This is a genomic window from Flavobacterium sp. ENC, from assembly GCF_020991415.1.
In the GTDB taxonomy this organism is placed as follows: domain Bacteria; phylum Bacteroidota; class Bacteroidia; order Flavobacteriales; family Flavobacteriaceae; genus Flavobacterium.
On record NZ_JAJMOY010000009.1, the window covers coordinates 80,784 to 106,390 of the forward strand.

Here is a 25,607-nt window from a genome sequence, read left to right on the forward strand (position 1 = left end):
ACCAAGACTGAGACCAAGACCGAGACTGAGACTAAAAACTGCAACTAATCCCCTACCACGGAATCGGATTATAATCCTTCAAAAACTTCCCACACCAGTGTTTTCCTGTATTTATTCCGTCAAACAAAGGATCCATAACACGGGCTGCGCCATCTACAATATCCAATGGCGGCTGAAAATCTTCTAACTCTTGTTTTTTCTTTGCCAATTCAGCAGGATCTTCGTCAGTTACCCAGCCGGTATCGACAGCATTCATAAAAATACCATGTTTCGCCAGAGTTCCCGAAGAAGTATGTGTTAACATGTTCAACGCTGCTTTCGCCATATTGGTATGCGGATGACGATCTTCTTTAAAAAAGCGGTGGAATTTCCCCTCCATTGCCGAAACATTTATGATGTGTTTTTGTCCGGTATTGTCTTTCTTCATGACCTCCGAAAGGCGGTTACAAAGCACAAAAGGAGCCACCGAATTCACCAGTTGCACTTCAATCATTTCTGTCGTTTCGATTTGACCCAATCTCAAACGCCAGCTGTTCGTTTTCCTTAAATCTACCTGCTGTAAATCGGCATCGAGTTCTCCTTCCGGAAAAACTTCGTTTGCCACCAGGGCATTATCAAAAGAATACGGAATCTGGGATAATTTAGCCGAAGCGCGCAACCCAATCCCCGGTTCCGGTCCGTGCCATGTCACCGGCATATTTTGGTTTGAAGAAGCTCCGCTGGTCAGGATTTTCAATTCATCAAGACAATTGATATGATCCAGTAATAATTCCTGAGCCTGTTTTGGCAGAGAAGCAATGGAGCGCTCCTCATTTTCCATTAAATGTGTATAAAAACCTGCAGGACGCCTAACGGTCTGAGCGGCATTATTGATTAGAATATCCAGTCGCTCGTATTTCTGCTCGATAAAATTGCAGAAAATTTCCACGCTGGGAATATGTCGTAAATCCAGTCCATGAATTTTCAACCGGTGCCCCCACTCCATAAAATCGTCTTCTTTAGAAAAACGCAAGGCAGAGTCCACCGGAAAACGGGTTGTTGCAATCACAGTTGCCCCGCCGCGTAAAAGCATCAGTGTAATATGATACCCAATTTTTAACCGGGAACCGGTAATCACAGCAATCTGTCCTTTTACATCAGCCGTCTGAAAACGTTTGGCATAATTAAAATCACCACAGTCGGTACACATAGTATCATAAAAGTGGTGCATTTTAGTAAAGCCTGTTTTGCACACATAACAGTTTCTGGGAGTTTCCAGCTCTAATTGTTCTTTATGAGCCAGCTCATTAAAAGCCAGTAATTTGGGCGCCGTAAACACACTAGCTTCACGGGCATGACGAATTCCGGTTTCTTTACGGGCCGTTTTGTCTTTCTTTTCCATTTTGCGTTTGGCCGCTTGCTTCCCGTCCTTAATTCTTCTGGAAAACTCACCACGATCCGGTCTTGAGAACATTCCTGCCTCTTTGATCAACGCGATTCGCTGTTCTTTCGGAATATCAAATATCTGATCGGTATCCGTATTCAACTGTGCCAGAATAGCAATGCATCGCTCAATTTCTTCCGGAGTTATTATTTTCCTGTCTTCTGATTCTTCCTTCAGCATCATAAATGTGTATTATTTCAAGGCCGCAAATATAGTCTTTTAAGAGCGCAATAAACTTCTTAAAACCTATTGGCTTTTGGGTATTGTCTTTCGTATTTGTATCTTCGTCGCCACTTTGTAACTGTTGCTATGCTATTTCAGATAAAATCATACTTAAAATTTCTTTGGAACTCCAAAAACGAACATGCCGTTCATTCTCCGTTTGTATTTCATTTAATAACGAAGTGTTTTTACGATAAAAAAGCAAAGCCGGAATATGCAATTCTGAAAAAGTACAGAAAATCACTTCTGGAAAATAAAAATTTTATAGAAGTAACCGATTTTGGTGCCGGTTCAAAAGTTTTTAAATCGAATACGAGACAAATTGCAAAAATTGCACAAACAGCCGGAATTTCTCCAAAACGTGCCGAATTATTATTTCGCGTCGTTCACTATTTTCAACCTGACACCATTTTAGAAATTGGCACCTCATTGGGTTTGGCCACTTCTGCCCTTGCGTTAGGCAATCCACAAGCAAAAGTAATTACGCTGGAAGGCTGTCCTCAAACTGCAAATCAATCTCAATTACAATTGCAAAAATTTAATTTCAATAATGTCAATTCAGTTATAACAGAATTCGAAAAGTACCTGCAAGAGATCAAAGGGAGACTGAAAACTGAGACTGAAAACTTTGAACTCATCTACTTCGACGGTAATCATTCTAAAAAAGCCACGCTGGCGTATTTTGAACTTTTATTGCCTACCACTACAAATGATTCCGTTTGGATTTTCGATGACATTCACTGGTCCGCTGAAATGGAGGAATCCTGGGAAATCATTAAAAACCACCCGAAAGTAAAAGTCACGATCGACACATTTCAATGGGGATTTGTCTTTTTCAGACGCGAACAGGAAAAAGAACATTTTGTCATCAGGGCATAAAAAAAATGACAACCATTTCTGATTGTCATTTCTTATAATTATTACAATTTTTTTATTTTATTTTTATTTTTTAGCAGCTGCTGTCTCTTCAGATTTAGCTCCCATTCTGTTAAGCGTATACATTGGAGCAAATTTCACTTTTAAACCTGCAATTTTTCTGTTATCTTCAGAAGTAAGACCTTCTTTTTCAACTGTATTTTTACGGCTGTCAAGTGCTTCGTACATTAATTTAATTTCATCCCAGTCTTCACGTGAATAACTGTCTTTGTTATTCTCTACTGTATGAACAAATTGTTGGTACACACTATGGATATTTTGAGCATTTACCCAGGCAAAACTCATATCGTCACCAATTTTTCCTTCACCAAATAACGCATTACGCAATTGTTGTTTAGGACTTGGTGCCGGTGGAGCCAAAACTTTGGTCATTTCATTTTTAAACTCTTCGTATTTAACTTTTGTAGTGTTTATTTTTTCTGTTTCTGCTGTATTATCTTTAATGTCAGCAAGAGCCAATTGTGCATTTTCTGCTCTTCTGTTGTATTCAGCATCAACATCTTTCCAATCCGCTTTCAGATCATCTGCTGCAACATTCTTTACTGAATCGACATAAGTCACATAAGCGTCGATTGTCTTTTTCGCATTTTCCTGTTTTTCATCTTTACATGATGTGAAGCTTAAAGCTATTAATGCAATACCTGATACAATTTGTATATTTCTCATAATTTTGATTATTTAAATGTTATAGAACAAATATAGTTAAATATTTGAATAATTATAAATTATTTGAGAAAATTTAATAAAAATTTTAAACATAATTTAATAAAAATTACAAAATATGATAATTATGTAAAAACAAATTAGAATCATATAACAAAGATTTTTTTAAATGTTTTATAATTTTTAGAAAAGAAAAAACACCGCTAATAAATACTGCTTTCTGTAACAAAAATCAATTAATGGCTACTCATCGATTATTGAAAAGTGTTTTGTACTTTTAAAACCAAAATTGTAAAACGAAATGGCAAATCCATTAATTAAAATAACCGACATCAAACGAGACTTTGTCCTGGGCAACGAAATTGTTTATGTATTAAAAGGTATTAACTTAGAAATCAACAAAGGTGAATATGTAGCTTTAATGGGGCCTTCGGGATCCGGAAAATCGACTTTGATGAATTTGCTTGGCTGTCTTGATACGCCAACTTCCGGACATTATGTTTTAAATGGAAAAGATGTAAGCAAGATGCGTGATGATGAATTGGCAGAAATCAGAAATAAGGAAATTGGTTTCGTTTTCCAGACTTTCAACCTTTTGCCGCGAACTACGGCTTTAGATAATGTAGCCTTACCTATGATATATGCCGGATATTCTAAATCCGAACGTGTCTTACGTGCCACAGAAGTGCTGAAACAGGTAAATCTTGCCGACAGAATGGATCACCAGCCGAATCAGCTTTCGGGAGGACAACGCCAGCGTGTGGCCATTGCCCGTGCTTTGGTCAACAAACCTTCCATAATATTGGCCGATGAACCCACCGGAAACTTAGACAGCAAGACTTCTGTAGAAATCATGAAGCTTTTCGGAGACATTCATGCATTGGGAAACACCGTAATCCTCGTAACACACGAAGAAGACATCGCAGCTTATGCACATCGCGTAATTCGTTTGCGCGATGGTTTGATTGAAAGCGACACTACCAAATAATTTATAGATTTCTGATTTTAGATTTTAGATTCGTTGTGTAACTCATACTTTGAGGATTTAAATCGATTAAAATAATTTTTAGCTTCCAAATATTAAATCTAAAATCAGAAATCTAAAATCTAAAATAAATGAAAGTATATACAAAAACCGGGGATAAAGGAACAACGGCTCTCTTTGGAGGCGACCGTGTTCCCAAAGATCACATCAGAATTGACAGTTATGGAACTGTGGATGAACTCAACTCTTATATAGGACTCATTCGTGATCAGGAAATTGATTCGCATTATAAAACCATATTAATCGAAATTCAGGATCGCTTATTTACCGTAGGCGCCATTTTGGCAACTCCGGCAGAAAAAGAAGTCCTGAAAAACGGACAACTCAGGCTAAAAAATCTGGGAATTGTCGATACGGATATCGAATTACTGGAAAATGAGATTGATAAAATGGAAGAAAGCCTTCCACAAATGACGCATTTCGTTTTACCCGGTGGACACCCTACTGTGTCACATTGTCATATTGCAAGATGCATTTGCCGCCGCGCAGAGCGTTTGGCAGTACATTTAAGCCATAATGAACAGGTACCTGAAATTGCAATACAGTACCTAAACCGACTTTCTGACTACCTTTTTGTCTTGGCACGGAAGTTGTCCTCTGACTTAAAAGCGGAGGAAGTGAAATGGATTCCGAGAAAATAAATTTTCTTAAAATTCCAATTTTTCAAATCCCAAATTCCAGGGAAAAATTAAAAATTCTGCGAATTTAAACAACATACAAAAAGTTCCTCTATAGTAGGTTTTATGTTCCTTTTTTGGAATTTGGAATTTATTTTTTGGAATTTAACAAGAGACGTTCTTAAATTTTCTTAAAATAAATCAAAATTTACTTGTCTTTTTCAGTAAAAAATTTATTTTTGCACAAACTAAACAGATAACAGATGTATTGGACATTAGAATTAGCATCTTATTTAAGTGATGCGCCATGGCCTGCTAACAAAGACGAACTTATTGACTACGCTATTAGAGCTGGTGCTCCATTAGAAGTAGTAGAAAACCTTCAGTCTATTGAAGATGAAGGAGAGATATATGAATCAATGGAAGAAATTTGGCCTGATTATCCAACAGACGAAGATTATCTTTGGAATGAGGATGAATATTAAAAAATAAACCAAAGGAAAAAGTCTCATCACAGAGGCTTTTTTTTTGGTTCAAATACACATTTACATAATATAGAAATACAATAAATCATGAGTTTCATAAACAGTATTATTAAAGTCTTTGTAGGTGACAAGTCACAGAAAGATGTCAAAGCTTTACAACCTTATTTAAATAAAATTAAAACATTCGAAACCAGCTTAATGAGTTTGTCTCACGACGAATTGAGAGCCAGAACTGTATATTTTAAAGAAAGGATAAAAGAAGCCAGAGCTGACAAAGATGCTAAAATCGCTTCGCTTAAAGCGGAAGTTGAAAACATCGAAGACATTGACAAAAGAGAAGATCTTTATGATGCTATTGATGCTCTTGAAAAAGAAGCTTACGAAATCTCAGAGAAAACTTTACTGGAAATTCTTCCGGAAGCATTTTCTGTTGTAAAAGAAACAGCACGTCGTTTTAAAGACAATTCTTTTATTGAAGTTACTGCGACTGCAAAAGACAGGGAATTTTCTGCCACAAAAACATATGTGACCATAGAAGGTGACAAAGCTACATGGGCTAACAAATGGAATGCCGCCGGTAAAGAAATTACCTGGGACATGATTCATTATGATGTTCAGTTAATCGGAGGAATGGTTTTGCACGAAGGTAAAGTTGCCGAAATGCAAACGGGTGAAGGTAAAACGTTGGTGGCTACACTTCCTCTTTACTTAAACGCTTTAACCGGAAATGGTGTTCACTTAGTAACGGTGAATGATTACCTGGCAAAACGTGATAGTACATGGAAAGCTCCATTGTTCGAATTCCACGGTTTAACTGTGGATTGTATCGACAATCACCAGCCAAGTACAGAACAAAGAAAAAAAGCATACGACGCTGATATCACTTACGGAACCAACAACGAATTTGGTTTTGACTACCTGAGAGATAACATGGCACATTCGCCAAGCGATTTAGTACAGAGAAAACATAACTACGCCATTGTCGATGAGGTCGATTCGGTACTGATTGATGATGCCAGAACACCACTTATTATTTCAGGACCGGTTCCTCAGGGAGATCGTCATGAATTTAACGAGCTGAAACCAAAAATCGAAAACTTAGTGGCGCAACAACGTCAGTTAGCAAACGGATTTTTGTCTGAAGCAAAAAGATTAATCAAAGAAGGAAACACTAAAGAAGGCGGATTCTTATTGTTAAGAGCGTACAGAAGTTTACCAAGAAATAAAGCATTAATTAAATTTTTGAGTGAAGAAGGCGTTAAACAATTGCTTCAAAAAACCGAAAATCAATACATGCAGGATAACAATCGCGAAATGCATAAAGTCGATGAGGCTTTGTATTTTGTAATTGAAGAAAAAAACAATCAGGTTGAGCTTACTGATAACGGTATCCAATACCTTTCAGGAGATACAGATGCTGACTTTTTCGTACTTCCGGATATCGGGACTGAAATTGCGGCGATCGAAAAACAAAAACTGGACAAAGACGCTGAAGCCGAAGCAAGAGAAAAATTATTCCAGGATTTTGGCGTAAAAAGCGAGCGTATCCATACGTTAACACAACTTTTAAAAGCCTATGCTTTGTTTGAAAAAGATGTGGAGTATGTGATCATGGATAACAAAATTATGATTGTCGATGAGCAAACCGGTCGTATCATGGATGGCCGTCGTTATTCTGACGGTTTGCACCAGGCGATTGAAGCAAAGGAAAATGTAAAAATCGAAGCTGCCACGCAAACTTTTGCAACCGTTACATTACAGAATTATTTCAGAATGTACAGCAAACTGGGAGGTATGACAGGTACAGCGGTAACAGAAGCCGGAGAGTTATGGCAGATTTATAAACTGGATGTGGTTGAAATTCCAACCAACCGTCCAATTTCAAGACAAGACAAAGAAGATTATATCTACAAAACAACACGTGAAAAATTCAACGCGGTAATTGAAGATGTAACGGAATTATCAAATGCAGGAAGACCTGTTTTGATTGGAACAACTTCTGTAGAAATTTCAGAATTATTAAGCCGAATGTTGAAAATGAGAGGCGTTACCCATAACGTTTTGAATGCAAAAATGCACAAACAAGAGGCACAGATTGTAGAAGAAGCAGGTAAAGCCGGAGTGGTGACTATTGCCACAAACATGGCTGGTCGTGGTACCGATATCAAATTATCACCGGAAGTAAAAGCTGCCGGAGGTTTAGCAATCGTGGGTACAGAGCGTCATGATTCCCGTCGTGTAGACAGACAGTTACGTGGTCGTGCAGGACGTCAGGGAGATCCGGGAAGTTCTCAGTTTTATGTTTCCCTTGAAGATAACCTAATGCGTTTATTCGGTTCCGAAAGAGTCGCTAAAGTGATGGACAGAATGGGACTTCAGGAAGGTGAAGTGATCCAGCATTCGATGATGACAAAATCTATCGAGCGTGCTCAGAAAAAAGTAGAAGAAAATAACTTTGGTGTTCGTAAACGTTTATTGGAATATGATGACGTTATGAACTCACAACGTGAGGTAGTTTACAAACGTCGCCGCCATGCCTTGTTTGGTGAGCGTCTGAAACTGGATATTGCCAACATGCTTTACGATACTTGTGAAATAGTAGTAAGCCAAAATAAAGCGGCAAATGATTTCAAAACTTTCGAATTTGACCTGATCCGTTATTTCTCAATCACTTCCCCAATTTCTGAAGCTGATTTTACAAAATTATCAGACATCGAAATTACCGGAAAAGTGTACAAAGAAACGTTGGCTTTCTATACAGAGAAAACAGAAAGAAGCGCAAGAGAAGCTTTCCCGATCATCAAAGGAGTTTACGAAGAGCCAAACAATCATTTTGAGCGTATCGTAGTTCCGTTTACAGATGGAATCAAAACTTTGAATGTAGTTACAGATTTGAAAAAAGCGTACGATAGCGAAGGAGCGCAATTAATTGCTGATTTCGAAAAAAATATCACACTTTCTATTGTGGATGAGGCGTGGAAAAAACACTTACGTAAAATGGATGAATTGAAACAATCTGTTCAATTAGCCGTTCACGAACAAAAAGATCCATTGCTTATCTACAAATTAGAAGCTTTTAACTTGTTCAGAGGAATGTTAGACAACGTAAACAAAGAGGTGATTTCATTTTTATTCAAAGGTGATTTACCGGCTCAGAACGTTCCTGAAATTCACGAGGCAAAAGAAGTTCGTCAGAAAGAAAACTTCAAATTAAGCAAAGACGAAATCGTTAACAGCGAAGACATCAACCGTGAAGCGGGAGAAACACAACAACGTCAGGTTACAGAAACGATTGTAAGAGATATGCCAAAAATCAACCGTAATGATACTGTAACAGTTCAGGAAGTTGCTACCGGTAAAACCGAAACAATGAAATTCAAAAAAGCAGAAACCCTTTTGGCAGCAGGCACCTGGGTTCTTGTGACAGAATAATTTTCAGTATTCAGTCGCAGTTTACAGTCTCAGTCTGAAACTGTAAACTGCGAACGAGACTGAAAACTGAGACTGCAAACTAAAATAAACCCGACAGGTTTCAAAACCTGTCGGGTTTATTATTTAAAAAAATAAAAAAAATATTCATTGTAAAACGAATAAGATGTATTTTTGCTTCCGAAACAACTAAATTAACCTTGAAGAAGTTTTTGATCATATTACTTTCCTTTATGCTTTTAGTGCCATCCTTTGGCAGTTTCTTTGTTTATACCTCCTTCAAATTAAATCAGGAAGAAATTTCAAAAACCATCTGTGTACAACGCAAAATGCTTTTTAATTCCTGTAACGGCCGATGTGAACTTCAAAAAAGTTTAAAAAAATACGCCGACAACGAAAAGAAAATGCAAAACAACCTGAAAGAAAAAGTTGAGGTTGTCTACATTCAAAATACTCCCATATTAAATTTCAAATTAGTAGCACTAATAGAATCAAAGGCAAAAAACTTTGCTTTTCCTGACAACAAACCTGTTTCAGTTTCGAATGCTACTTTTCGCCCTCCTTCCTTTTTTATATAAATTTTAGCTGCACTTTTCAGTTTTTTGAAAAGCTTTTTTCCTGTTTTAGAATCAGGAAAAATACCTGTTACTTTTAAAATTTATATAATTTAAAATGAAAAAAATATACTTTACCCTACTCATCATAGGGCAATGTGTCTTCGCACAGCATAAAGCGGAACAAGACACCACAAAATCGCAGGAACTTGAAAACGTTTTTATAACTGCCAATCGTACTGCGACATTACGCAAGGAAACACCTGTTGCCATAAGCAAAATAACGGCCAAAACCATTAATGAGACAAAAGCTACTGCTGTCTACGAGATCATCAACAAAACGCCGGGCGTTTTAATGGTCAATTTAGGCAACGAGCAGCACATGATGTCGATTCGTCAGCCGATGACAACCAATGCTTATTATTTATACCTGGAAGACGGCTTGCCGATTCGCCCCATGGGAATTTTCAATCATAATGCCCTGCTGGAAATCAATCAGTATAACCTGCAGAGCATTGAGGTGGTAAAAGGCCCGGTTTCTTCTTTATACGGACCGGAAGCTGTTGGAGGAACGATCAATTTAATTTCGCTAAAACCACCTGTCAATCCCGAATTTAAATTTGGGGTCCAGGCCGATAATTACGGCTACAGAAGATTTCAGGCCGCCGGTGGTGCCACAATTGGAAAAGTGGGTTTTCATATTGCCGGAATTTCAAGTCTTCAGGAAAATGGCTGGATGACATATTCGGATTATAACAAAGACAACCTGAATGCCCGAATTGATTATAACATATCTCCTTCTACCCGACTGATCAGTAATACCATGTACGGAAAATATTATTCCGATATGAGCGGAAGTGTGAATGAAGATGCTTTCAATAACAGAACCTACAAAAGTTCTTCTGATTTTACATATCGAAAATCTGATGCTTTAAGAACGAGATTAACACTCGAACACGACTGGAATGACAAATCAAGCAGTTACATTACCGCTTATTTGCGAGATAACAAATTAGGCCAGAATCCTTCCTACGGAATCCGATGGAGTCCAACCGTAAATCCCACAACAGCCAAAGGAGAAGTAAATTCGAATAACTTCAAAAGTTACGGCGCTATTGCACAGCATACCCAAAAGTTTGATTTCCTGAATACCAAAATTGTTGCAGGTGCTTTATACGATTACTCTCCCGTAACCTATTGGTCGTACGTCATTGACTTAAAAGCAAACCTAAATCCGGGAGAAGCAGGAAAACAAACTGTTGATTCTTATGAAATTATCGCAGAGCATCCCGATTCGAAACTGGCGGATTATACCGCAGATATTTTTAATACCGCGGGATATGCCCAGATAAGCATCAATCCATTCGAAAAATTTGTACTTACTCTTGGCGGCCGGTATGACAATATGAAAGTGAACTACGACAATGCACTGGATTTTTCTTCCGGAAGCAAAGTGTATGATAAAGCTACTTTTAAAATTGGAGCCAATTATAATCCTGTTGAATATGCCGGTTTTTACGGAAACTATTCACAGGGTTTTGCACCTCCCGGAATTACTTCAATTTTCAGAACGAAACCCGGAACTGGCGGAACAACGGGCGTTCCAGCTGATTTTTATTATAATCTTGAACCTGCAACATTCGATAATTACGAAATTGGCGGCTGGCTTTCTTTCCTGGAAAACAAATTAAACTTCGATTATGCATTTTATTATATGGAAGGCAAGAATGAATTATTGAATATTAAACTGGCGGATAACTCAACCGATTATCGCTCCGCCGGAGAAACACGCCATAAAGGAATCGAGTTCGGTGCTTCGTACCGTCCATCAAAACAATTCAATATCCGTTTTGGCGGGACGTATGCACAACACACCTATATCGATTTTAAACTCTCTGATAAACCAAGCGACCCGATTCAGGATTTAAATGGAAAAGAAATGCCGGCAGCACCTAGATGGTCGGGAAATTCTGAGGTGAGTTATTACCCAGGCTGGCTTCCAAATCTAAGGACTTCTATCGAATGGCAGCTGGTGGGCAGTTATTATCAGGATCAGATCAATACCATAAAATATGGCGGTTATAACTTCTTCAACGCCAGAATTGGTTACCAGTGGAAAAAAATTGAGATCTACGGAAACGTACTCAATCTTACCGATAAACTATACGCTTATAATGTTTCCAGAGCCAACACCACAAATGCTCAGCCTACTTACACAGCGGCAGCCCCAAGAACTTTTGTCTTTGGAATTCAATATAATTTTTCACTAAAAAAGTAACCTAAAGTTTTTGCCACAGACTGAAGCGATTCAAAATCCTTTCAATCTGTGGCTAAAAAAAATACCAGAAGCTAATCATGAGTAAAGAGATAAATAAAAAATCTTCCAAAAAGAAAGATTCCAAATTCATTAAGAAAGTCAAACAGCACATGTACAAATGGCATCGTGTTATTGGATTAATTACAATTGTTCCCGTACTTTTCTGGACATTGTCCGGTTTGATGCACCCTTTTATGGCACATTTTTTTAAACCAGAAATTGCCCATGAGAAACTGGAACAGCAAATCATCGATAAAAATCAGCTGCAGCTTTCGATTCAGGAAGTGCTGAAGAAAAACAGCATCAATGATTTCAAAAATTTCCGAATCGTTTCTTTCAATAATACTACTTTTTATCAGGTAAAAATGATTCCGGGGGATTTACTGTATTTTAAGACCTCCACTGGAAAAAAACTCGAAAACGGAGATCAAAAATATGCCCAATGGCTCTCACGTTATTTTCTGGACGATCAAAAAAGTCCGGTAAAAAAGAGCGAAGTCGTTACCGAATTTACCTCACAATACAAATATGTAAACCGTTATTTACCCGTTTACAAAGTAACTTTCAATCGTTCTGATGCTATGGAAGTGTATGTGGAAACTGCTTCAGGCAAACTGGCCACGTACAACCCCACTTCGAGACAGGCTTTTATCTGGTTTTTTGATACTTTTCACAACTGGTCGTTTATTGATGCCATTACGAACAACAGTATTCGAATCATTACCATGATTTTTCTGTTGTCCATCATTGGTTTCTCTGCCCTGAGCGGAATTGTAATCTATGGTTTATTGTGGAAACAATTTAAAAAAACAGACCAGTTACAGCCCAAAAAAGGACTGAGAAAATACCATCGCCAGATCGGAATCTGGGTTTCCCTTTTTACTTTAACGTTTGCTTTTAGCGGAGCCTATCATGCTACTACAAAGTGGGCACCTTATACTTTATCGCAAATGGTGTATGAACCTACATTTTCGACCAAAGAAATTCATTTTCCTAACAACGACTTAAATCTGGACTGGAATCGTTTTCAAAACATTGGAATCATCAGCCTTAACGACAGTACCTATTACCGTTGTCAGCTCGTGGAAGCAGAAACCAAAAAATTCAAAAAACCAAAGGCAGACCCCAGTTCTAAATGGAATAAAAAAGACGAGCCAAAATCAGAGGTGGTGTATATCAATGCGGTCACAAACAAAATCGCCCCCAACCTGGATTTTGATTATGCAGAATTTTTAGCCTATTATTTTACCGGTGGTGCCCCAAGAGAAGCTTGCTGCGAAATGATCGAAAGTGATGACGACGAACCTCAGCCTTCTTTGGAAAATGTAAAATTACTGGAATCAAAAATTTTAACTGATTTTGAAAGCCGGGAATATGGTTTTGTCAACAAAAGATTACCCGTAATAAAACTGGCTTACGACACACCCGAAAAAACCACTTATTTTATCGAAACAGCCACTTCAAGACTGGCCGCCGTCGTTAAAAATTCCGATAAAGTGGAAGGATATTCGTTTGCCATCCTGCATAAATTTTTATTTATGGACTGGGCGGGAAAAAACATCAGGGATTTGACCATGGTTTTGGCGGCACTGACTATTTTAATTGTTAGTGTTTTGGGATTTATTCTTTTCTTAAAGAAATAGATGCTGAGGTACTACGTCTCTAAGGTTCTAAGAAGAGAAACTCAGAACCTTAGAGACTTACCTTATCGCTGATTTTCCTCAAAATATCTCGCTTCGATTCTCTTGATATCTTTGATGGAACTTTTTGCCCAAGCCAGGCGTTTTTCAAGAATTTCTTCTTCCGATAACTGCCAGGCAATATCTGAATTACGCAATCTGTTGGTAAGGTTTTGAATGATGATGGCAGCGGAAACAGAAATATTCAGACTTTCTGTAAAACCGACCATGGGTATTTTCAGGAAACCATCCGCTTTCTCCAGAATTTCCTGTGAAAGTCCGTCGCGTTCCGTGCCGAAAAATAAAGCACTCGGTTTGTTGATATCAAAGTCTTCCAGCAAACAATCGTTTTCATGAGGTGTTGTGGCAATAATCTGGTAGCCCTGATTTTTTAAGGTAGAAAGACAATTCGTAATCGAATCAAACTGATTGATATCTACCCATTTCTGGGCACCCATTGCAATTTCCTTATCGATTCTTTTACCGTAACGCTGCTCAATAATATTTAATTCCTGAATTCCGAAAACTTCGCAGCTGCGCATCACGGCACTGGTATTGTGCATCTGAAAAACATCTTCGACAGCAATCGTAAAATGTTTGGTGCGGTTGGCCAGCACTTTTAGGAATTTTTCTTTTCGGTTATCTGTTAGTATATTTTCAAGAAAGGCGAGGTAATCTAAATCAGTCATTTTTGCTTGTATTTGCTGCAAAAATACTAAAAAAGAATCGTTAATAAAGTAGTCCTTAATTTCTGTCCGTCAATTGTCCGGATAATTTACTTTCTAACTTTTCATACAAATGATTAACACTGGTGAGATCCATCGCTAAATTTTCACTTAGAAAAGAATCACCTTTAAAAGTGTTCCCTTCATTTTTAGAATGCTTTTTAAAACGTTCGTACATCTGGTCGATTTCTTCGATATAATAATCGCCATTGATCATATCAATAACCTTTTCGAGAATATCCCGCATCCCGTCTTTGTAATTGTAGACCAGTACATTTTGATCTGTTTCATGAAAATCAAAATAAGCCTGATAATACTTTTCAAGAACTACGGCACTATATTGCTGGAAACTGATTTCTTCCATCTCTTTAGTGGTAATTCCAAAAATTTTGGGAGGGAGTAAATTGGGAACCATATGCATTCCTTTGAGTTTGGAATGTGATTTTAATACTTCTGTTGGATTTCTGTACAACAGCACAAAAGGCAATTCAGGAAAAAGGCTTCTTAATTCATCTGCTTCAAAGATGTGCCAGGAGTCTAATTTTACCACTAAATTCTTTTCTTCAGGAAATCTTTTTTGTCCCAGTAAAGCGATCACGGCTTTTATCAGTATTCTTTTTTGGGCCGGATCAAAAAGTTCACTTCTTAGGATCGCATCAAGAATCGGAGCTTCTGAAACAACTATATTTTGCGGGGACACTGCCAAAGACTGCGCCAGCATAGTCGAGCCACAACGCGAGACATGAAACACAAAAGCTTTTAATTCCGCAGCAACCAATTGGTCTGCCCAGTCAATAAGATTAGTTGCGGTGCTCACTACTTTAAATCTTTTTGAATTGTTCGGATGACTTACGCATTTTACCAGTGTTTCCTCAAAAAAAGGATCCAGGTACCTTTTGTCTCCCAAATAAATCCACTCAAAATATACCTCTCCCTCCTTTTCAATTAACTTATTGGGAATCCAATGCAAAAGGGGGTGATCTGTATTTTCCATGTTTTAAAATTTAGTTATAGTGCTTACTGAACGGTATTGCTGATGTTCTCCACTATAAAAGAGTACAGTTTATGGGTTGAAACAAACTCTGTTTCTGAATCGGTTTTTAAAGTTAAATCAGCCTTTAAAGGAACTTCATACACATCACTTATTCCGGTAAAATTGCTGATCTTATTGCTGTCAGTATCGGGCAGCAGTGCTTTTTTGTACAATCCTTTCGGATCTCTTTTAATGAGATTGTCTATCGAGCAGTCGAGATAAACTGTTCTGACAAAATTATGCCGGCTGATTTCATTTCTTAAATCTTCATAGGGATTAATTACCGACATTAAAACAATAACCTTAGACTGAATAAAATCCTGTCCGACATTAAACAGGCGTCTTACATTCTCGTACCGATCCTCTTTTGAAAAGCCCAGGTCTTTACAAATTGTTTTTCGGTATATATCACCATCTACGATTTCCACTTTGTGTCCCTGCTGCACCAGCAAATGTTCGACATTTTTAGCCAATGTAGTTTTTCCCGAACCTGACAAACCGGTAAATTGTATTAGTAGCATTTAAAAATCATTTTTTACGCATAAACAAAACGATATAAATCAATGTTTTGCTGTTTTATTTATAGTAAAAATACTAAAAAAACAACTACGTCAACACATTCATTTTTTTATAAAATACGTAACTGAGTTCATTTGGAATTGACTATTTTTATTTTTGATAATCAAATAAAAATGAAAAAGAAACTAGTCGTTTTAACCGGTGCCGGAATCAGTGCCGAAAGCGGTATCAAAACCTTTCGGGACAGTGATGGTTTATGGGAAGGCCATGATGTAATGGAAGTGGCAACTCCAGAAGGCTGGCACAAAAACCAGGAATTGGTATTGGATTTCTACAACAAAAGACGCCAGCAGCTCAAAGAAGTACAGCCGAATCCTGGCCATCGGATTTTAGCCGAATTGGAACAGGATTTTGACGTCCATATCATCACTCAGAATGTAGACGATTTACACGAGCGCGCCGGAAGCACCAAAGTATTGCACCTGCATGGCGAACTGCTGAAAGTAAGAAGTACGCAGAACCGCAATCTGATTTTAGACTGGCAAGAGGATTTGTTTACCGGGGATTTTGATGCAAACGGACATCAGCTGCGTCCGCATATTGTCTGGTTTGGCGAAGAAGTGCCTGCTTTGGAGGAAGCCATTAAGATAGTGGAAGAAGCAGATTATTTTGCCGTAATCGGAACCTCACTGCAGGTATATCCCGCTGCCGGACTGATTTCTTACACTTATAGTGATACTCCGGTTTTTTATATTGATCCCAAGCCCATTGCAATTCCGAATATTCAGAATAAAGTAGAAATCATTCCTGAAATTGCTTCTGAAGGAGTGGCGATTTTAAGAGACCGTTTAAAATCAATTTAAAAGTACAATTGCCCGTTTTGATGCCTTCTAATCCCCAAATTCTGTTTATATTTGCACCTTTCGAACAAACAACATAACAATGACTACTTTAAACGAATTGAATGCTATTTCTCCAATTGACGGAAGATATAGAAGTAAAACCCTTTCATTAGCGCCTTTTTTCTCTGAAGAAGCCTTAATCAAATACCGTGTACTGGTTGAAATTGAATACTTTATTGCCTTGTGCGAAGTGCCATTACCACAACTAAAAGATGTAAACCCGAATTTATTTGACAGTTTACGTAACATCTATAAAAACTTTTCTACTGAAGATGCCCTTTGGATCAAAGAAACAGAAAAAGTGACCAATCACGATGTAAAAGCAGTGGAGTATTTTATCAAAGATGCTTTTGAAAAACTGGGTTTATCTCAATACAAAGAATTCATTCACTTCGGATTAACTTCTCAGGATATTAACAACACTGCAATTCCGCTTTCTACAAAAGAAGCTTTTGAGCAGGTTTATATGCCATCCTTAATTTCTCTAATTTCAAAATTAAAAGAATTAAGCACAGAATGGGCAGCCATTCCAATGTTGGCGCGTACACACGGACAGCCGGCTTCCCCTACCCGTTTAGGAAAGGAAATTCTGGTTTTCGTGGAGCGTTTGGAAGAGCAGCTTCGTCTGTTGTTCAACGTTCCGTTTGCGGCGAAATTTGGCGGGGCGACCGGAAATTACAACGCACATCATGTAGCCTATCCGCAAATCGACTGGAAACAGTTTGGAAGCAAATTTGTTGAAACTGGTCTTGGCTTACACCATTCCTTTCCAACCACACAAATTGAACATTACGATCATTTCGCAGCATTTTTCGATGCTTTAAAAAGAATCAACACGATCATTATAGATTTGGACCGTGACATCTGGACATATGTTTCGATGGATTATTTCAAACAAAAAATCAAAGAAGGTGAAATCGGATCATCGGCTATGCCACATAAAGTAAACCCGATTGATTTTGAAAACTCTGAAGGAAACTTAGGAATAGCAAATGCTATTTTTGAGCATTTATCGGCTAAATTACCAATCTCAAGATTACAGCGTGATTTGACTGACAGTACGGTGCTGCGTAATATTGGCGTTCCGATCGGACACACCATTATTGCTTTTGAAGCTTCCCTGAAAGGGCTGAACAAATTACTTCTGAACGAAGCTAAATTTGCTGAAGATTTAGAAAAAAACTGGGCCGTTGTAGCCGAGGCGATTCAGACGATTTTGCGTCGTGAAGCGTATCCGAATCCTTACGAAGCTTTAAAAGGCCTGACCCGGACAAACGAAGCAATTGACAAAAAAGCAATTCATAATTTTATTGCGACTTTAGAAGTTTCTGATGCTGTAAGAGCAGAATTAATGGCAATAACACCTGCTAATTACGTCGGAATCTAAATAAAACACAAAATATTCTCTCAAAAAAAGCTATCTTTATCGATAGCTTTTTTTATTAAATACCATAGGAAGTTAGTCCGGATTGAAATAAAAAGCCTTTTGTGAAAAAAATGTTCTTTTTTTGACTGTTACAGAGCGACAATCAAAAGCTGCTCTGACGGTTACAAAAAAAGGGTTGTTTTGAGTAAAAGCCTGGAATGGAAAACCGGATTAAGCTCCTGGAAAAACACCTCCTTATATGATTACCTTAAACGCCGCTGCCGCAACTACACACCATTTACAACCTTTAATCAGCGACCTCGGATTGATTCTGATTACCGCCGGAATTGCTGTGCTCTTATTTAAAAAAATGAAACAGCCTCTTGTTTTAGGCTATTTGATTGCCGGATTCCTCGCAGGAAACCACTTTGATTTCTTCCCTTCCATTACCGAAATGAAAAGCGTTGAAGTCTGGGCAGAAATCGGAGTAATTATTCTCCTCTTCAGCCTGGGGCTCGAATTCAGTTTTAAAAAATTAATGAAAGTCGGCGGAACCGCCTCTATTACTGCCATCACTCAGATTATCACCATGGTGATTATTGGTTATCTCGCCGGACAATGGATGGGCTGGTCGCAGATGGACAGTATTTTTCTGGGTGTCATTTTATCTATTTCTTCCACTACAATAATCTTAAAAACCTTTGATGAACTTGGTGTAAAAGCGCAGAAATTTGCCGGAATTGTGATCGGCTCCCTAATCGTACAGGATATTGTAGCTATTTTAATGATGGTTTTACTTTCGACCATTGCCGTAAGCCAGCAATTTTCCGGAAGTGAATTAATGATGTCGGTTCTAAAGTTGATTTTCTTTCTAACGGCCTGGTTTGTGGGCGGTATCTTTTTTATTCCGACGCTTCTTAAAAAAGCCAAACATTTACTGACAGATGAAATGCTGCTTATTATCTCCCTTGCCTTGTGCTTAATGATGGTAAGTTTTGCCTCCAATGTTGGTTTCTCTCCTGCCTTAGGTGCTTTTATAATGGGATCCATTATTGCCGAAACTACTCAGGCCGAGCATATCGAGCATTTAATAAAACCCGTTAAGGATTTATTTGGCGCTATCTTTTTTGTATCAGTCGGAATGTTAATAGACCCGAAAATGCTTTACGAACATGCCGTTCCGGTCGCTATCTTAACACTGCTCACGATCGTTGGCCAGTCGGTTAGTTCTACTATTGGAGCTTTACTGGCCGGACAGCCTTTAAAACAGTCCGTACAAACCGGAATGAGTTTGTCTCAGATTGGTGAGTTCTCGTTTATTATTGCCACACTCGGAATGACTTTAAACGTTACCAGTTCCTTTTTATATCCGGTAGTAGTTGCGGTTTCTGCCGTTACTACTTTTACTACTCCGTTTATGGTAAAATACGCGGTTCCATTTTCAGAAATTTTGGAACGAAAACTTCCGAAAAAATGGGTCAAAAATATCAATCGCTACAGTGTAAACGCCCAGGCGATAAAATCGGTCAGTACCTGGCAGAAAGTACTGCATGCTTATATTATTCAGATTATTTTACATACTATTGTTATTGTTGCCGTAATCTTACTATCGTCAAAATTCGTAGCGCCGTTGGTGGTGGATACGCGATTCGGAAACACATTGGCCGCACTGATCACCCTGATCATAATTGCTCCGTTTTTATGGGCACTTTCACTGCGACGCATTGCAGTCGAAGAAGTAGAGGAATTATGGGCAGAACGAAAATACAGAGGTGCCCTTTTGATGCTGATTCTGATTAGAATGAGCCTTGGTCTGTTCTTTGTTGGTTTTTTACTGAACATCTTCTTTTCTCCTTTAATCGCTTTGATTGCATTGGTGATTGCGATTGGAGCCTATCAGATCTTCCCTAAAAAGCTGAACGAACAATACCATAAAATAGAAAATCACTTCTTAAAAAACCTGAACGATCGTGAAAACAAAAAAATTGACAGAAGATATGCCAACTTAATGCCATGGGACGGCCACATGTCATTTTTTGATATTGGAAAAGAATCGAATCTGGCAGGTAAAACGCTGGAAGAATTAAGAATCAGGGAGCAATTAGGAATCAATATTGCTTATATAAAACGTGGAGAGGTCACTATACCAATTCCAACCAAAAACGAGCGCCTGTTCCCCGGTGATGAAATCTGTGTTATTGGTACCGACGCCCAGGTAACCGAATTCACAAAATTTCTAAATCAAAATGAAATGGAAGCTCCTGCAAAAGTAGAGGAGGCTAATATAGTGTTACGCCAGCTCGAAGTTTCCCAGGAAGAATTTATTCAAAAATCTATCGGTCAATTCAGAACTAAGACAAACGGAATGGTGGTCGGAATTGAGCGAAACGGAAACAGGATACTAAATCCGGAATCCAGTTTAGTCTTAGAGAAAAATGATATTCTTTGGGTGGTTGGAGACAAAAAAAGAATGTCTGATTTGTTAAGGTCCTAAGAGGTTAAGGTTCTAAGGTACTGAGTAAAAAAAAGGTTCTAAGTTTTCACAATAGAAAAAACTTAGAACCTTAGTACCTCAGAACCTCAGTCCCTTATTTATTAGGCTGCGGAGTCATTCGTAAATACGGTTTGATTGGCGTATGCCCTTTTGGGAATTTCGCCGGAATATCACTATCCGGAACTGCTGGTGTAATGACCACATCTTCTCCGTCTTTCCAGTTTGCAGGAGTTGCCACGCTGTAATTTGCTGTTAATTGCAAACTATCGATAACACGAAGCAGTTCTTCAAAATTTCTTCCTGTAGAAGCCGGATAAGTCAATGTCAATTTTATTTTTTTGTCAGGACCAATTACAAAAACCGAACGCACCGTAAATTTCTCACTGGCGTTTGGGTGTAACATGTCATATAAAGTTGCAATCTTTTTATCTTCATCAGCGATTATTGGAAAATTAACCGTTGTATTTTGAGTTTCGTTAATATCTTTGATCCATTCTTTGTGGGACTCCAGACCATCAACGCTCAATGCTATTACCTTTGTATTTCTTTTTGTAAACTCAGGAACATAATTGGCAACTGTACCTAATTCAGTGGTACAAACAGGGGTAAAATCTGCAGGATGCGAAAATAAAACGCCCCATGAATCCCCTAACCATTCATGAAAATGAATTGTTCCTTCTGTTGTTTCGGCCTGAAAATCCGGAGCTATATCGCCTAATCGTAATGTTGACATAATTTAAAGTTTTTTAGTTCCTCTAAAATTAATAAAAAAATAGTTAAAAAAAACTAAACTCTACCTTTTCTATCAATTTTAAGAGAATAAATTATTTCTTGTTTTGAATGTTTGGCAGAAAATAAGCTAAAACTCCAATTAAGGGTAAAATTTATATAAAACTAACGATAAAATACCACAGCGAAAGAGTTACGAAGGAAACCGGTATTCCGAAACCAATCATCATGCTGCTTAATTTAGGTTTTAATCCGTATGTCGAAGCCAGAATTGCACCTGTGATCATGGGTGCCATCGCCATTTCCATAATAGTTATTTTAATTACCTCAGAATACTGCCTTAAGATCAAAACATATAAAACGAGGATTATCAGAGGAGCCAGAATTAATTTATAAAGAAGTCCGAGCTGCAAAAATTTCCAGTGTCTGCTTTTCCGGTCAAACGTAAGCTGCAATCCAACTGAAAGCAGCGCTAAAGGCGTGACAAAACTTCCGATTTTCAATAGAACAGCTTGTAAGTCGTCGTTAAATTCAAAGCTAAAAACATTCATCAGGCAGGCAAAAACGAAAGTCAGGAAAGGTGGAAAAAGTGCCACTTTTTTTATAATTCCGAAAGTGTCAGGACTTCCCTTAGAATAAAAAGCAGCCACGAAAACGCCCAAAGTCGAAACCACAACAAAGGTTCCCGGCTGATCGACAAGAACTGCTGTTTCCAAACCTTTTTTTCCAAATAAGGCTTCAATTATCGGATAACCCAAAAAGGAACTGTTACTTAATCCTGCGGTTAGGATCATACAGCCAATCAGTTTATTCGACCAGCCCAGCCGTTTTCCTAAAAAATGAAAAAATATAAAAGCCAACAGAAAACTAATCCAGCCCGCTCCTATCGGAACAATAATTCCGGATTCCAATTTATTTTCGGGATATGGTATAAGGTAATCGCTGGCAGGCAAAAATAAATGACAATTTTGTTTAAATGCTTGTAGATATGCACCGGAAACTGCTTTATTCTTTGCAAAAGCAAACCTAAAGCCAGGAAGAAGAATATTAGAATAAAGTTGTTCATAGTACAGGATCAGGACAAAAATAGCGATTTATAAAACACTGAAGAACATTAATTTTTAGTTAAAACTTTTTTTTACTGAATAAAACGTTTTACATTTGTAACATATTTTATTACAGTATGATTTCAGGTAAGTTTGCCATAACGATTCACATTTTAACTTTACTCACTAAATTCCCGAATGATTTTTTGTCATCCGAATTTATTGCAGGAAGCATGAACCTCAACCCTGTTTTGGTTCGTAAAGAAATTGCGAATCTGAAAGCACACCATATTGTAGAAAGTAAAGAAGGTAAAAACGGAGGTACAAAATTATCTAAGAAAGCTTCAGCTATCACTTTAAAGGAAATATTCGAACTTACTTTTGACAATATCAATTTAGGCTATGCCAAAAACCAGCCGAATCCTGACTGTCCGGTTGGGAAAAAAGTCAATCAAAATTTGGCTGAATTATATGCGGACATCAATGAAAATGTAGGTTTACAATTGAAAAAAATCACACTGGAAGATTTTTCGAGTCAGTTCTAACCCTTTTTTTATACAAAACTGTAACATTTTTTATTACTAATTAAATTATATATTATGAAAATTGCAATCATTGGAGCTACAGGATTTGTCGGCTCAGCTATCTTAAACGAATTAGCATCCAGAAACCAGGACATCACAGCGATCGCCAGAACTCCAAAAGAAACATCAAATGCAAACTGGATAGCTACGGATATTTTTAATGTCGATGCATTGGCTGAAACTCTTAAAGGACACGATGTTATTATTTCTGCTTATAATCCGGGATGGGCTAATCCTAATATTTATGAGGATTTTATCGCAGGATCTAAAGCCATTCAGGAAGCGGTAAAAAAATCCGGTGTGAAACGTTTTATCACGATTGGCGGTGCCGGAAGTTTGTTTGTAGCCCCGGGTTTACAAGCGGTGGACACACCTGATTTCCCAAAAGAATACCATGCCGGAGCAACTGCAGCAAGGGATTACCTGAATATTTTGAAAGAAGAAAAAGATCTGGACTGGGCCTTTTTTAGCCCTGCTTTTGAAATGCATCAGGGCATTACAACCGGAAGAACAGGAAAATACCGTTTAGGTTTGGATAACCCGGTTTTTAACGACGAACAAAGAAGTATTCTTTCTGTTGAAGATTTGGCGGTTGTTATTGCCGATGAAGCAGAAAATGCAAGACACCATCAGGTTCGTTTTACGGCGGCATATTAAGGAGAAAAGGTTCTGAGGGTGAGGTTCTGAGGGGCTAAGTTCTTGAGTTTGGAAGTATTTTTTTTTGCCACGAATTTCGCGAATTTCCCGAATTTTTTATTGCTGTCATCCTGACGCAGGAAGGATCAAATTGATATTCTACAAAGATTGGCGACTTTCTGTGTGGAGTTACGAGTGTGATCCTTCCTGTTTTAGGATGACAAAAGTCAAAAAAAAATTTGTGTAAATTCGTGTAATTCGTGGCAAACTAACTTTTTGAAACTGTCTTTGTTTTCTGTACTTTTACAAAAACCAAAAAGCACACTTTGTCAAGCTTAAAGAAACAATCAGGCAGTTTACACGAAAAAGCTGGGATTTCACCTCCTGAAATCACCAATAGTGCTGCTATTCATCAGATTCAGAAAAACAGAAGAAAACAGCCTTCTGCGGCTGAATTAATAAATGGAATCCTCGATCAGAACAGGACGGCTTTAAGCCGTGCCATAACTTTAGTAGAAAGCACTCATCCCGAACATGCTGAAAAAGCAAATGAAGTAATACAGGGCTGTCTTCCTCATGCCAATAAATCCGTACGCATTGGGATTACAGGTGTTCCGGGTGTTGGAAAAAGTACTTTTATAGAAGCCTTTGGTAAATTCCTGACCGCTTTGGGGAAAAATGTGGCTGTATTGGCAGTTGACCCGAGCAGTTCACTTTCGCATGGAAGTATTCTGGGGGACAAAACCAGAATGGAAGAATTGGTAAAGGATGAAAATGCCTTCATAAGACCCAGTGCTTCCGGAGACACTTTGGGCGGCGTTGCAAGAAAAACCCGTGAATCGATTATTTTATGCGAAGCCGCAGGTTTTGACACCATTATTATCGAAACTGTTGGTGTTGGGCAAAGTGAAACGGCCGTACACAGTATGGTTGACTTTTTTCTGCTATTGAAAATTTCCGGTGCCGGCGATGAACTTCAGGGAATCAAACGCGGTATTATGGAAATGGCAGATGCTATTGTCATCAATAAAGCAGATGGTGACAACATCAAAAAAGCACAGCAGGCGAAACTGGAATTCAACAGGGCTTTGCATTTATTTCCACCCAAAAAATCAAACTGGCAGCCCAAAGTTACGACTTGTAGCGCCATCACCAATGAAGGGATTTCTGAAATCTGGGATACTATTTCCCAATATTTTGTACAGACTAATGCATCTGGTTTCTTTCAGGAAAAACGAAAAGACCAGAATCAGTTCTGGATGATGGAAACTATCGATGAACATTTGAAATCAAACTTTTACAATCAGCCCGGGATTATTGGGCAATTGGAACAAATAAAAAAAGCGGTGCAAAATGATGAAATATCACCTTTTGCAGCCGCCCGGTTTTTATTAAGTGAATATAAAAAACAGCTCTAAATTCCTTAAAGCTTTTTTTAATTTCATTTACTTCTCATTTACATTGATTGCAATGGTATAAGTTTCTTCACTTTCTTCAATAGGATATTTACCAGGAGTTAAAATGTCTGAATTGAATTTTAAAGATTTAACTAATTCCGGAGCTATAATTTGACCTTCAGGTATTACATACACTCCATTTCTTAATAATTCTTTCTGATGCGCTGCAGTCAAAGCACTTTTTTGAATTTCCATAACAAAATTTCCTTTTTCATTTGCAACACGTACTGGTGTTCCGGTAGGTTGTGGTTTAAAAAAGTTGTGCCAGCTAAAGGTATAAATATCATAACAAAATCCTTCCGGCTGACTGCAATCAATGTTATGCGCTCCCCAATTTCGCACAATAATGGCATCGTCGTCATAGATTCTTCTGGAAACTGACTGATTTTGCTGCTCTGTTTTTAAGGATTCAGCATTTTGATCTTCACCGGATTCGTTGTTACAGCTCATAAAAAAAGCTGCAAACACAAAAACTAGCATTCCTTTTAATACTTCAGATTTTTTTAATTTTTTTTGTTGTAAATTTTTCATAATACATAAATTTAATTGACCTTACTCTATCACAGGCTTTTCAGGTTACGCCTTTTGGTTTATGATATATCAATTAAATTTATTTTTTGTTACCCTCTCATTTGGCTTTTAATTCAAAAAAAATAAGAATTGTTCCATTGCTTTCATTCGTTGCTGGTTTAAATTGTCAGTAAATCAATCTTTTTAAAAGAAAAAGCTGCTAAGTATGAAATTAC

Annotated in this window: 22 protein-coding genes; 14 read left to right on the forward strand and 8 right to left on the reverse strand. The window is 37.9% G+C overall.

Annotation, left to right across the window (positions count from 1 at the left end; translation table 11 throughout):
- Positions 1-52 precede the first annotated feature (52 nt).
- Positions 53-1,606, reverse strand: coding sequence for an SDR family oxidoreductase (locus LPB89_RS18945; RefSeq protein ID WP_370635588.1), 1,554 nt, complete (start codon positions 1,604-1,606; stop codon positions 53-55).
- Between the two features lie 126 nt (positions 1,607-1,732).
- Between LPB89_RS18945 and LPB89_RS18950 the strand changes: the two genes are divergently transcribed.
- Positions 1,733-2,524: an O-methyltransferase gene (locus LPB89_RS18950; protein WP_230703230.1), complete on the forward strand. Its 792-nt coding sequence runs from the start codon at positions 1,733-1,735 to the stop codon at positions 2,522-2,524.
- 63 nt (positions 2,525-2,587) lie between these two features.
- Here the strand turns inward: LPB89_RS18950 and LPB89_RS18955 are convergent, their stop codons facing one another.
- The gene (locus LPB89_RS18955; protein ID WP_230703231.1) at positions 2,588-3,247 is read right to left on the reverse strand and encodes a DUF6565 domain-containing protein; all 660 of its coding nucleotides are present in this window, start codon (positions 3,245-3,247) and stop codon (positions 2,588-2,590) included.
- A 298-nt stretch (positions 3,248-3,545) separates the two neighbouring features.
- Between LPB89_RS18955 and LPB89_RS18960 the strand changes: the two genes are divergently transcribed.
- The 7 genes from LPB89_RS18960 (at position 3,546) to LPB89_RS18990 (ending at position 13,334) form a co-directional block, all read left to right on the forward strand.
- The gene (locus LPB89_RS18960; RefSeq protein WP_127339684.1) at positions 3,546-4,232 is read left to right on the forward strand and encodes an ABC transporter ATP-binding protein; all 687 of its coding nucleotides are present in this window, start codon (positions 3,546-3,548) and stop codon (positions 4,230-4,232) included.
- Between the two features lie 128 nt (positions 4,233-4,360).
- Positions 4,361-4,930 carry a cob(I)yrinic acid a,c-diamide adenosyltransferase gene (locus LPB89_RS18965; protein ID WP_230703232.1) on the forward strand — a complete coding sequence of 190 codons (570 nt, stop codon included), beginning with the start codon at positions 4,361-4,363 and terminating at the stop codon, positions 4,928-4,930.
- Between the two features lie 239 nt (positions 4,931-5,169).
- Complete coding sequence (locus tag LPB89_RS18970; RefSeq protein WP_007138072.1) at positions 5,170-5,391, forward strand: DUF2795 domain-containing protein; 222 nt, start codon at positions 5,170-5,172, stop codon at positions 5,389-5,391.
- 87 nt (positions 5,392-5,478) lie between these two features.
- Positions 5,479-8,823, forward strand: a complete 3,345-nt coding sequence (gene secA / locus LPB89_RS18975; protein ID WP_230703233.1) for a preprotein translocase subunit SecA — start codon at positions 5,479-5,481, stop codon at positions 8,821-8,823.
- Between the two features lie 209 nt (positions 8,824-9,032).
- Complete coding sequence (locus tag LPB89_RS18980; RefSeq protein ID WP_230703234.1) at positions 9,033-9,398, forward strand: hypothetical protein; 366 nt, start codon at positions 9,033-9,035, stop codon at positions 9,396-9,398.
- A 94-nt stretch (positions 9,399-9,492) separates the two neighbouring features.
- On the forward strand, positions 9,493-11,652 hold the full coding sequence (locus LPB89_RS18985) for a TonB-dependent receptor (RefSeq protein WP_230703235.1): 2,160 nt from the start codon (positions 9,493-9,495) through the stop codon (positions 11,650-11,652).
- A gap of 77 nt (positions 11,653-11,729) precedes the next feature.
- Positions 11,730-13,334, forward strand: a complete 1,605-nt coding sequence (locus tag LPB89_RS18990; protein WP_230703236.1) for a PepSY-associated TM helix domain-containing protein — start codon at positions 11,730-11,732, stop codon at positions 13,332-13,334.
- 62 nt (positions 13,335-13,396) lie between these two features.
- On the opposite strand, the gene LPB89_RS18995 is transcribed toward LPB89_RS18990, so the two are convergent.
- Genes LPB89_RS18995 through cysC form a run of 3 tightly spaced genes read right to left on the reverse strand, consistent with a single transcriptional unit; the run spans position 13,397 to position 15,649 of the window.
- Positions 13,397-14,059 carry an RNA methyltransferase gene (locus LPB89_RS18995; protein ID WP_230703237.1) on the reverse strand — a complete coding sequence of 221 codons (663 nt, stop codon included), beginning with the start codon at positions 14,057-14,059 and terminating at the stop codon, positions 13,397-13,399.
- Positions 14,060-14,114: 55 nt separating this feature from the next.
- A complete protein-coding gene (locus LPB89_RS19000; protein ID WP_230703238.1) occupies positions 14,115-15,089 on the reverse strand; it encodes a sulfotransferase family protein in 975 nt (324 codons plus the stop codon).
- 23 nt (positions 15,090-15,112) lie between these two features.
- Positions 15,113-15,649, reverse strand: a complete 537-nt coding sequence (gene cysC / locus LPB89_RS19005) for an adenylyl-sulfate kinase (RefSeq protein WP_230703239.1) — start codon at positions 15,647-15,649, stop codon at positions 15,113-15,115.
- A gap of 171 nt (positions 15,650-15,820) precedes the next feature.
- On the opposite strand from cysC, the gene LPB89_RS19010 reads away from it, so the two are divergent.
- The 3 genes from LPB89_RS19010 to LPB89_RS19020 all read left to right on the forward strand — a co-directional run bounded on the left by LPB89_RS19010 (position 15,821) and on the right by LPB89_RS19020 (position 20,409).
- Entirely contained in the window at positions 15,821-16,510 is a 690-nt protein-coding gene (locus tag LPB89_RS19010; protein WP_230703240.1) for an NAD-dependent deacylase, read from the forward strand.
- Positions 16,511-16,589: 79 nt separating this feature from the next.
- Positions 16,590-17,936: an adenylosuccinate lyase gene (purB, locus tag LPB89_RS19015; RefSeq protein ID WP_127339675.1), complete on the forward strand. Its 1,347-nt coding sequence runs from the start codon at positions 16,590-16,592 to the stop codon at positions 17,934-17,936.
- A gap of 238 nt (positions 17,937-18,174) precedes the next feature.
- Complete coding sequence (locus LPB89_RS19020; RefSeq protein WP_230703241.1) at positions 18,175-20,409, forward strand: cation:proton antiporter; 2,235 nt, start codon at positions 18,175-18,177, stop codon at positions 20,407-20,409.
- 94 nt (positions 20,410-20,503) lie between these two features.
- On the opposite strand, the gene LPB89_RS19025 is transcribed toward LPB89_RS19020, so the two are convergent.
- Together LPB89_RS19025 and LPB89_RS19030 are read right to left on the reverse strand one after the other, a co-directional pair.
- On the reverse strand, positions 20,504-21,142 hold the full coding sequence (locus tag LPB89_RS19025) for a peroxiredoxin (protein WP_230703242.1): 639 nt from the start codon (positions 21,140-21,142) through the stop codon (positions 20,504-20,506).
- A 151-nt stretch (positions 21,143-21,293) separates the two neighbouring features.
- Positions 21,294-22,091: an AEC family transporter gene (locus LPB89_RS19030; protein ID WP_230703243.1), complete on the reverse strand. Its 798-nt coding sequence runs from the start codon at positions 22,089-22,091 to the stop codon at positions 21,294-21,296.
- A gap of 230 nt (positions 22,092-22,321) precedes the next feature.
- Here LPB89_RS19030 and LPB89_RS19035 point away from each other — a divergent pair, with 230 nt between their 5' ends.
- The 3 genes from LPB89_RS19035 to meaB all read left to right on the forward strand — a co-directional run bounded on the left by LPB89_RS19035 (position 22,322) and on the right by meaB (position 24,822).
- Positions 22,322-22,729, forward strand: a complete 408-nt coding sequence (locus LPB89_RS19035) for an Rrf2 family transcriptional regulator (RefSeq protein WP_230703244.1) — start codon at positions 22,322-22,324, stop codon at positions 22,727-22,729.
- A 54-nt stretch (positions 22,730-22,783) separates the two neighbouring features.
- Complete coding sequence (locus tag LPB89_RS19040) at positions 22,784-23,425, forward strand: NAD(P)-dependent oxidoreductase (RefSeq protein ID WP_230703245.1); 642 nt, start codon at positions 22,784-22,786, stop codon at positions 23,423-23,425.
- A 305-nt stretch (positions 23,426-23,730) separates the two neighbouring features.
- Positions 23,731-24,822, forward strand: a complete 1,092-nt coding sequence (gene meaB, locus LPB89_RS19045; protein ID WP_230703246.1) for a methylmalonyl Co-A mutase-associated GTPase MeaB — start codon at positions 23,731-23,733, stop codon at positions 24,820-24,822.
- Between the two features lie 27 nt (positions 24,823-24,849).
- On the opposite strand, the gene LPB89_RS19050 is transcribed toward meaB, so the two are convergent.
- Complete coding sequence (locus LPB89_RS19050; protein ID WP_230703247.1) at positions 24,850-25,392, reverse strand: hypothetical protein; 543 nt, start codon at positions 25,390-25,392, stop codon at positions 24,850-24,852.
- Positions 25,393-25,607 lie beyond the last annotated feature (215 nt).